The 8,526-nt window shown below is 40.0% G+C and carries 9 protein-coding genes and 1 pseudogene; 8 read left to right on the forward strand and 2 right to left on the reverse strand.

Annotated features, from left to right (window positions below):
* A pseudogene (locus ACFVSH_RS19730) lies at positions 1–305 on the forward strand (M14 family zinc carboxypeptidase); the annotation flags it as partial.
* A 253-nt stretch (positions 306–558) separates the two neighbouring features.
* Complete coding sequence (locus ACFVSH_RS19735; protein WP_387707436.1) at positions 559–1,623, forward strand: M14 family zinc carboxypeptidase; 1,065 nt, start codon at positions 559–561, stop codon at positions 1,621–1,623.
* A gap of 192 nt (positions 1,624–1,815) precedes the next feature.
* Here ACFVSH_RS19735 and speB read toward each other — a convergent pair whose 3' ends face one another.
* On the reverse strand, positions 1,816–2,784 hold the full coding sequence (gene speB, locus ACFVSH_RS19740; protein ID WP_387597404.1) for an agmatinase: 969 nt from the start codon (positions 2,782–2,784) through the stop codon (positions 1,816–1,818).
* Between the two features lie 416 nt (positions 2,785–3,200).
* Here speB and ACFVSH_RS19745 point away from each other — a divergent pair, with 416 nt between their 5' ends.
* From ACFVSH_RS19745 to ACFVSH_RS19765, 5 genes are all read left to right on the forward strand, one after another.
* Positions 3,201–4,547 (forward strand): APC family permease, encoded by a 1,347-nt coding sequence (locus ACFVSH_RS19745; protein ID WP_387597401.1) that lies wholly within the window; start codon positions 3,201–3,203, stop codon positions 4,545–4,547.
* 106 nt (positions 4,548–4,653) lie between these two features.
* Entirely contained in the window at positions 4,654–4,848 is a 195-nt protein-coding gene (locus tag ACFVSH_RS19750) for a hypothetical protein (RefSeq protein ID WP_387707437.1), read from the forward strand.
* A gap of 249 nt (positions 4,849–5,097) precedes the next feature.
* Entirely contained in the window at positions 5,098–6,375 is a 1,278-nt protein-coding gene (locus tag ACFVSH_RS19755; protein ID WP_387597398.1) for a Glu/Leu/Phe/Val family dehydrogenase, read from the forward strand.
* Between the two features lie 34 nt (positions 6,376–6,409).
* A complete protein-coding gene (locus ACFVSH_RS19760) occupies positions 6,410–6,700 on the forward strand; it encodes an SAV0927 family protein (protein ID WP_387597395.1) in 291 nt (96 codons plus the stop codon).
* Between the two features lie 17 nt (positions 6,701–6,717).
* Positions 6,718–6,966 carry a biotin/lipoyl attachment domain-containing protein gene (locus ACFVSH_RS19765; RefSeq protein WP_141993502.1) on the forward strand — a complete coding sequence of 83 codons (249 nt, stop codon included), beginning with the start codon at positions 6,718–6,720 and terminating at the stop codon, positions 6,964–6,966.
* 76 nt (positions 6,967–7,042) lie between these two features.
* Here the strand turns inward: ACFVSH_RS19765 and ACFVSH_RS19770 are convergent, their stop codons facing one another.
* The gene (locus ACFVSH_RS19770) at positions 7,043–7,783 is read right to left on the reverse strand and encodes an IclR family transcriptional regulator (RefSeq protein WP_387597392.1); all 741 of its coding nucleotides are present in this window, start codon (positions 7,781–7,783) and stop codon (positions 7,043–7,045) included.
* A 175-nt stretch (positions 7,784–7,958) separates the two neighbouring features.
* Between ACFVSH_RS19770 and ACFVSH_RS19775 the strand changes: the two genes are divergently transcribed.
* Positions 7,959–8,526 (forward strand): arginine deiminase family protein (locus ACFVSH_RS19775; protein ID WP_387707438.1); only part of this gene is annotated, 568 nt, incomplete at its 3' end.

Consider the following 8,526-nt stretch of genomic DNA (forward strand, 5'->3'; position numbering starts at 1 on the left):
ATGTGGCAGTATATAATGCTATGAAAGAACAAGGTAATTCTCCATATGGAAATATATCATTATATCCGCAAAACCAAAATCTTCCTGGGACGGCTTTAGGAGCCTTTGCTTTAAACGGAAGTGGGACAGTGCTCTTTGAAGTTAGAGGCCAGACACAGTCTTTTGGCCAAAAGAAAAAAGGCATGCTTATTAAAGCAGTGGAAAGAGGGTTATATGGAATAATTGATGGAGTTACTGATGGCTCAGTATATAAAATCAATCCGGAACAATACAAGTCAATTCCACTGACAGAGGGCAGGCAATAATAAAAATTGATAGTTTCATCAACTTAGTAACCAGACGGGTACCCGCCTGGTTTTTCTTCCTGATCGGTTACGGCAAACAGAAAATGCCTTTTTGAATATCGCGTTAGTAGAAGTAATTCCTTTCAAGTTATATGGTGCAGAAGAAAATGATTTGAAACATAGTTATTTTTCACTATTAACATAAAGTGTTAAAGATGTCAGAATATTAATAATGGTTACTTTTTTTGTAATTAAATTTTGAGGAGGGTTTTTATTGAATTTTAAAAAGAAAGTCCTATCAGTTTCATTATCTAGTTTAATGACATTAAGCGCAGTTACAGCTGTTGCGCTGCCAGTCGGAGCGGTTGGAAATGGTCCCAGTGCTGGAAATGGTCAAGTGACAACTTCAAAACTTCATACATATGAAAGCCTGGTAAGCTATCTTAAAACGCAGGATGCTAAACAAGAAAGGCTAGCATTGGAAGTAATCGGCGAAACGGTAAAAGGGAGGGATATTTACTTAGCGAAATACATTTCAAATCCTAAGAATCCAACTATACTATTTTTAACCCAACAGCACGGAAATGAACAACTGACTACTGAAGGTGCACTCGAATTCATTAAACATCTAGGCACGAATAAGACTAAAGGTTTATTGGAAAATGTTAATATACTGATCATTCCCATGTTAAATGCAGATGGGGCAATGGGAGATGTTAATTTCCCTCTTGATGACTATTTAGCAAAAGGAGATCGACATTTAACACGGGCGAATGCAAATGGGATAGACTTAAACCGTGAGCATGATAAAAAAACTGATTCCATGCAAGTGGAGGTAAAGGCTTTACACGAAAATGTATTTGCGAAATACGATATAGATTACATGATAGATCTACATCATCAGGGAACGTTAAGCGAAACAGATGGTGAACTTGTTTCAGGTTCAATTCTTTATCCTACTAACGCTAACGTAAAGCCTGAGGTATTAGAAGCTTCAAAAAAACTGGGTGCTGTTGTATATAACTCCATTGAACCAACTGGTTGGGGGCATATTGGTAAGTATGATGGCGGTTCTGGAGAAAATATTGGCCGTAATGGTGCAGCCGTTCGTTATGATATTGCCACACTGCTCTTTGAGATGCGAGGTATGTCGGACCACAATATCGAGTCAGTGGCGCTTGGACAAAAAAGTAATGGCTATTTAATAAAGCAAACAATAACCACTTTGGATGCAGCTGTCAGAGCTATCGCCGATGGTTCAATAGAAACTGTTGATTCTAGCTTTTGGAATACCCTGCCAACACAATCCAATCGTCCTGGGTCAGGATCGGACGAATAAAATGATGACACATCCCATTCTTTTAGAGGGGATGTGTTTTTTTTATTTTTCCCACACCGATAGCTCGAACTTGTTTTTCAGTTTATATGAAATGATTTATATAGGAAATGCAGGACAGAATAAAAGATGATATAGAAAAAAGGCATCTGCTCTAACTACATGCAGATGCCTTTTCAACGAAACTGTTTGCTTCTATAAACTTTTTTCGGCTGAATTTTCCTCGTTTTGTTCTTCTTTTAGCTGTAAGGCTACTAAACTGGCAAAGTCATGTATGATGGTGGCTGCCAATAGTGATGTAATTTGTGTTGGATCGTATGGCGGGAGGACTTCCACCAGGTCAAATCCAATAAAGTTGAATCCTTGCAGAGAGCGTATCATCTCTAGGGTTTCAAAGCTATTTAGACCGCCGACCTCCAAGGTGCCAGTTCCAGGAGCACATGATGGATCTACAAAATCAATATCAAAGGTCAAGAAACATGGTGTATCCCCTATGGTTTTCTTGACTTCCTTCACGACATCTTCGATTCCTCTTTTCTTCAGTTCAGGCGTAGTTATCACATTGTAACCTAGATCTGTACTTGAATCTATATCTCCTGGATGATTGAGCGTACCTCTGATGCCAATCTGGAAAACTTTATCCGTTTGGAGCAAGCCTTCCTCATATGCACGGATAAACGGGGAACCATGCCAGTATTTTTCATCATAATAAGTATCCCAGGTATCTGTATGTGAATCAAAATGAAGAAGAGCAACAGGACCGTGTATTTTGGCGGCAGCTCTTAGATTAGCCAATGTTACTGAATGATCACCTCCGATGCCTATTGGAATGATACCGTTTTTCATCAAGTCTGCCATAGCCTTTTCAATTAACTCATAGCTTCGATGTATATTATGGGGAATCACCGAAACGTCCCCAATATCAATTGCATTACATTCGTCAAACGGAAATACCTTGTGAATCGGATGATAAGGAAACAACGTCATGGATGCCTGGCGGACTGCCTGCGGAGCAAACCGGGCTCCTACCCTGAATGAAGCAGCTGTATCAAAAGGCATGCCTACCACTGCCAATTTGGCATTTTCTCTTGTAGAAGGTAAGCGCATAAATGATCCGGTGGTACAAAACTCTGGTTTAACATCAGGGGATAAAGGATATTTCATAGTTCTATTCCTCCATTTTCTTATAACGATAATAGTTTTGAAACTCATATAAATGAATTCCTATGGATGATTAATTATGCAATTATCATGCCAGGGTCACAGTAAGTGATTTAATGAGGATTTTTACGCATATCATTTGCTTGCGTTATGCAAAGGCGAATAATTTATGGGGAATTGAATCGCCGATGAAGAGATGCTCCAAGACTTCATTTCTTTAAATCAATCATGTGCCGGTAAGAATACAGGAATTAAGTAGCGTTTTTGGCGTTTTTCGTTTGTCGAGTAAACAGAAATCATGTGGCACAGTATTTGCATTAAGGTATACAGGTAAAACTTTTAAAAGAGGGAGGCATGAAGATTTATCTATTTAAGAAATGGACCACTGATTTGAAAGCGGTTTCAAGGAGGAATGATAGGTGGAAAATGAGGTTACATTGAAAAGATCACTGAAATTATGGCAAATCGTTATGATGGGGTTAGCATATATGACCCCCATGGTTGTATTTGATACATTTGGAATTGTATCTGGGATTACGGGCGGCCATGTGCCGACTGCCTATATCTTTGCATTGGTGGGGATGCTTTTTACAGCTGCAAGCTATGGAAAACTTGTAAAGGTTTTTCCTGCTGCAGGTTCTGCATATACTTATACGCAAAAGGCCATAAATCCGCATTTAGGATTCCTGGTGGGATGGTCTTCGTTGTTAGACTATTTGTTTTTACCTATGGTCAATGCATTGTTGACCAAAATTTATCTCACAGCATTATTTCCAGGGGTTCCTACATGGATTTGGGTAGTATTATTCGTAGCAATCGTCACCATTCTCAATCTCCGGAGTGTCAATGTACTTGCTAACTTTAATGCGCTTTTTGTTTTAATTCAGATTGCCATCATGGCAGTGTTCATCATTCTTGTTGTCAAAGGTTTAAATGATGGAGAAGGTACAGGAGAAGTGTTTACGATAAAGCCTTTCGTAAATGAAGGAATGGAAGTTTCGGCAATAATAACCGGGGCCACGATCCTTTGTTTTTCCTTTTTGGGATTCGATGCGGTAACGACACTATCTGAGGAAACGCCAGATCCGAAAAAAACGATTCCAAAAGCGATATTTTTAACTGCACTTTGGGGTGGAATCATCTTCATTACCGCATCTTTCTTTATTCAGCTCTTTTTTCCGGATATATCCCGTTTTAAGGAACCGGATGCTGCATTACCGGAAATCGCCCTTTATGTAGGTGGGAAGCTATTCCAATCCATTTTTCTTTGTACGACTTTCGTCAATACGCTAGCCTCGGGACTAGCATCGCATGCCAGCGTTTCCCGTCTTTTGTATGTTATGGGACGTGATAAAGTGTTTCCGGAAAAATGGATTGGGTTTATTCACCCTAAGTGGAAGACTCCAGCCATTAATGTACTCATAGTTGGAGTCATTTCCTTGTCTGCTTTATTCTTCGATTTAGTGACAGCGACTTCACTGATCAACTTTGGTGCATTAATGGCATTTACCTTTGTAAACCTTTCAGTGATCAGCCATTTTATCATTCGGGAAAAGAAACATCGAACGATAAAGGGGTGTATTCAATACTTAATAATGCCTTTAATTGGAGCTATAGCAATTGGCATTCTTTGGATCAACCTTGAGATAAGTTCCTTAATAATGGGAATAAGTTGGTTCATTATTGGTTTTTGTTATCTATTATATATCACAAAGGCATTTCGGAAGGCTCCGCCTCAATACCATGTTGAAGAAATTCAGCTTTGAGACTTTGCTAGTAAAAACTGATCCGATAAGCCAAAAAGGTTTTGGAATAGTTTCATTCCAAAACCTTTTTGGTTTTTTATTTGAATGAAGTATGTATGGAGAATAGTTGACCACGGCCCCTTGCCAAGTCCAGGTGGCCTTCTTCTTTACATTCATCGCAGCAATCAACAATATTTTACGTCTCCTTGTTGTCCGGATTGAAAGCATTCCGAACCTCCAGGGGAGACCAGCAGGGCAAAGCGAAGAGGGCGGACCGCCCGCGGGTGCCTGGAGGCAACGTTCAAATTGTACAATCCCTTAAATGACTGTAGACAAATTTGATTGTCACCGACTGACACATCTTAATAAGGATGCGTTTTTTTATGTATTTAATCATCGCTGTTTACATATGCAAACCTGAATTGATTATGAATTCATACATATTTCCTGATGATGGTATGTGTGATAGTGATGATTGCAAATGGCGGTATATGGCTATCCCACATGATATCTTCAAAGCTGGCATGAAAGTTGCTTAAGTAAGATATAAGAATAAAAGTGAGGTGCTAAAATGACAGGGGAAATTAAGGTGATTGAAAAACTGCAATTGGATAATCCATTGCAAGAATTCCAGGATATCTTAGAAGAAGCGATTCATGTTTTGGGCTATCCAGATCAGGTTTTTGATTTTTTGAAAGTACCAATGCGTTTTCTGGAAGTCAGTATTCCTATTCAAATGGATAATGGGGAGACAAGGATGTTTCAAGGGTATCGGGCTCAACATAATGATGCAGCCGGTCCAACGAAAGGGGGGATTCGGTTTCACCCGGATGTCACTCCTGAAGAAGTAAAGGCATTGGCCGGATGGATGAGCTTGAAATGCGGAATAACTGATCTTCCATATGGAGGGGCAAAAGGTGGCATTGTGTGTGATCCCAGACAGATGAGTTCATCTGAGCTAGAACGATTAAGCAGGGGGTATGTCAGGGCAGTAAGTCAAATAGTGGGCCCTACAAAAGATATTCCGGCGCCTGATATGTATACGAATTCACAAATCATGGCCTGGATGCTGGATGAATACGATCACATCAGGGAATTCGATTCACCCGGATTCATTACGGGAAAGCCTCTGAGATTAGGAGGATCGAAGGGCAGGGAAAAGGCCACTTCCAAGGGAGTATTGTACACACTTCAAATGATATGTGATTTAAGGGGGATTCCTATTGAAGGCATGCGGGTAATCATTCAGGGGTTCGGGAATGTTGGCAGTCATTTAGCGTTGTATTTACATGAAATGGGGGCTAAGGTTGTCGGAATTGCGGATGAGCTTGGAGGCTTATATAATCCGGATGGCTTGGATATTCCTTACCTTTTGGAGAACAGGGACTCTTTTGGGGTCGTTACGAACTTATACAAAGATTCATTATCCAATCAAGAATTGTTGGAAAAAGAGTGTGATGTGCTGATTCCAGCAGCTATTAGCGGAGTGGTGAATAATGAAAATGCAAAACGATTAAAATGTGAAATCCTGATCGAAGCGGCAAATGGGCCGACAACAAAGGAAGCGATCAAGATTCTCGATGATAAAGGTATAGTGCTAGTCCCGGATATTTTGGCGAATTCAGGAGGGGTGATAGTCTCTTATTTTGAATGGTGCCAGAACAACCAAGGTTATTACTGGACGGAAGAGCTTGTGGATGAACGATTGAAGGAAAAGATAACGGCCAGCTTTTTGAATGTCTACCATACTTCACAAAAATATTCCGTGAACATGAAAGTGGCTGCATATATTGAAGGGATTCGCAAAATAGCAGAAGCATCCCAGCTTCGAGGTTGGGTCAGGTTCTGAGCGAATTAGGGTTTACAAGAAAGGAGGCAATCCGTTGAATTTTGACATTCTTTCCGAAAATAAAGAAAACCAGGCTATTCATCATTATTGCTTATTGTCACAAGATTATAGATATGATGTGACCATTGTATATTCGGCCCAGTTTTTCGGTAAAGCAATGGTCACTTCCATGCAAAGCGGAAGAATGATCCTGCTTTGTGCCAATGATATTAATTTAGATCAATACTGGGCTCCGGCCCTTGGGATTGAACAAGAAGATATACATGAGTTCCAAAACTTTCTCAAGTTGGTATTACAAACCCCATTTCATTTAGAAGAATACTGAAGGAAGGAATGATGTAAATGTACGTTGATGTGATTCTTAGCCCATGTGAAGGCAGGATTGAAAAAATTTCAATATCCAAAAATTCGAGATTTTACGAATGGGAACAATTATTTCAGATTAAGAAGGCAGATGGACGTGTGGAAATCATAGATATTGGTGTCAGCGGGAAAATAGAATCATTGGAGGTATTGGAGGGTGAACCAGTCGTGGCGGGCGAGGTACTCGCCTATTTTAAAGAAGATTTATTTGTGACCGGCAGCGATTAATATAAAAACGAAAAAGAAGATGAAATGACTCATCTTCTTTTTCGGCTTATCCGATAATCCTTCACTGTTCTCTTATTCATATTCCCCTATACCCCAATTTTGCAGAAACCCGATCGCCAGTTTCCATAACATTCTTAATGAGGAAATCAAGTCTTTCATCTGTCAGGTTAAAGCTGACAAAACCTATGCTCACTGCACCGTGAACTTCCCCAAAATGGTTCAGTATCGGCACGGCAACAGAACATGTTCCCTCTGTTCTCTCACTGTGGCTGATTCCATGTCCCTTCATTTTAGTTTCTTGCAATATATCCCAAAAAGCTGCTTTTTCTTGAATTGGCACAAGAGCATCCACGATTTTTTTGGCTTGATTATATGGCATATAGGCAAGCATCACTTTATTGGCAGCCCCAATATGCATAGGTACTCTTGAGCCAAGCTGGTCATAAACCCGGATTTGGCTTTTTTCACTGTCGATTCGTTCGATAACGAGTGATTCCATTCCTATTGGCTGGCTAAGATAGACGCTTTCCTCGACTTCGTTCATCAGCCTTTCCAGTTCAGGCCTTATTTGGCTGATGTAATCCATTTTGTCATACATACGTAAACCATATTCGAGCCAAATATTCCCTAAACCATATTGTTTGGATTGCCCGTCTTGTTGGATTAATCCATGCAAGGACATCGCTTTTAACAAACGATGCATGGAGCTGACAGGAAGATCACATTCTTGGGAAAGTTCCGTAATTGACAGCCAGTTTTCCGATGAATTGGAAACCAGCACCTTTATAACGTTCATGGCACGGTCGATCGATTGCATAAACAAACCACCTATCTTTCATTACAAGTTGAACAAAACCTTAAGTTATTTGAAAATTTAAAACATATTGACATTATACCAAAGTTGATTTTATAATAAAAGAAAAATTCCTATTAGCGGAAACGTTTTCCACTATGCGGAAAAGGAGGGGGAGGCAGTGACATATTGTTCGTCCATGTACAATCCATTGGAACGTGTCATTGTAAAACATCCGAAAGAAGCATTTATTAGTCAAGAGCATTTAAGCCAAGCATGGCGGAACTTCAATTATGCGGAAGAGCCAGATTTCAACGAAGCATTAAAAGAGTATGGTGACTTTATTTCCATTTTGGAGAAATATGTTCCAAACATCGATTATTTGCCAGCATCTTCGGTGGTCGGCATTGACTCCTTATATGCTCATGATCCGGTCAAATTCACTAGCCAAGGAGCCATTATTTTAAAGTCCGGGAAAGAATTGAGACAGCCTGAAGCTAATGTATACAAAGAATTTTGTAGGGAAAAGAACATCCCGATTATTGGGTATTTAACGGGTGATGCGGTTGCGGATGGCGGTGATATCGTTTGGCTTGATGATAAGACCCTAGTTGTCGGACATGGTTATCGTACAAACGCTGAAGCCATTCGGCAATTAAAAGAAATGACCGCTCATCTTGTGGATGAATTCATCGTAGTTCAGCTTCCGCATGATCAAGGAGAGGGAGAGTGTCTCCATCTTATGTCTTTAATGAGTATGGTCGACC

It is taken from the genome of Peribacillus sp. NPDC058002 (assembly GCF_042886655.1).
Classification (GTDB): domain Bacteria; phylum Bacillota; class Bacilli; order Bacillales; family DSM-1321; genus Peribacillus; species Peribacillus aracenensis.

Bases quoted from the DNA above. Each gene is read 5' to 3' on its own strand.
- speB (WP_387597404.1), bottom strand. From the start codon at position 2,784: ATGAAATATCCTTTATCCCCTGATGTTAAACCAGAGTTTTGTACCACC.
- ACFVSH_RS19755 (WP_387597398.1), top strand. From the start codon at position 5,098: ATGACAGGGGAAATTAAGGTGATTGAAAAACTGCAATTGGATAATCCA.
- ACFVSH_RS19765 (WP_141993502.1), top strand. From the start codon at position 6,718: ATGTACGTTGATGTGATTCTTAGCCCATGTGAAGGCAGGATTGAAAAA.
- ACFVSH_RS19770 (WP_387597392.1), bottom strand. From the start codon at position 7,783: ATGCAATCGATCGACCGTGCCATGAACGTTATAAAGGTGCTGGTTTCC.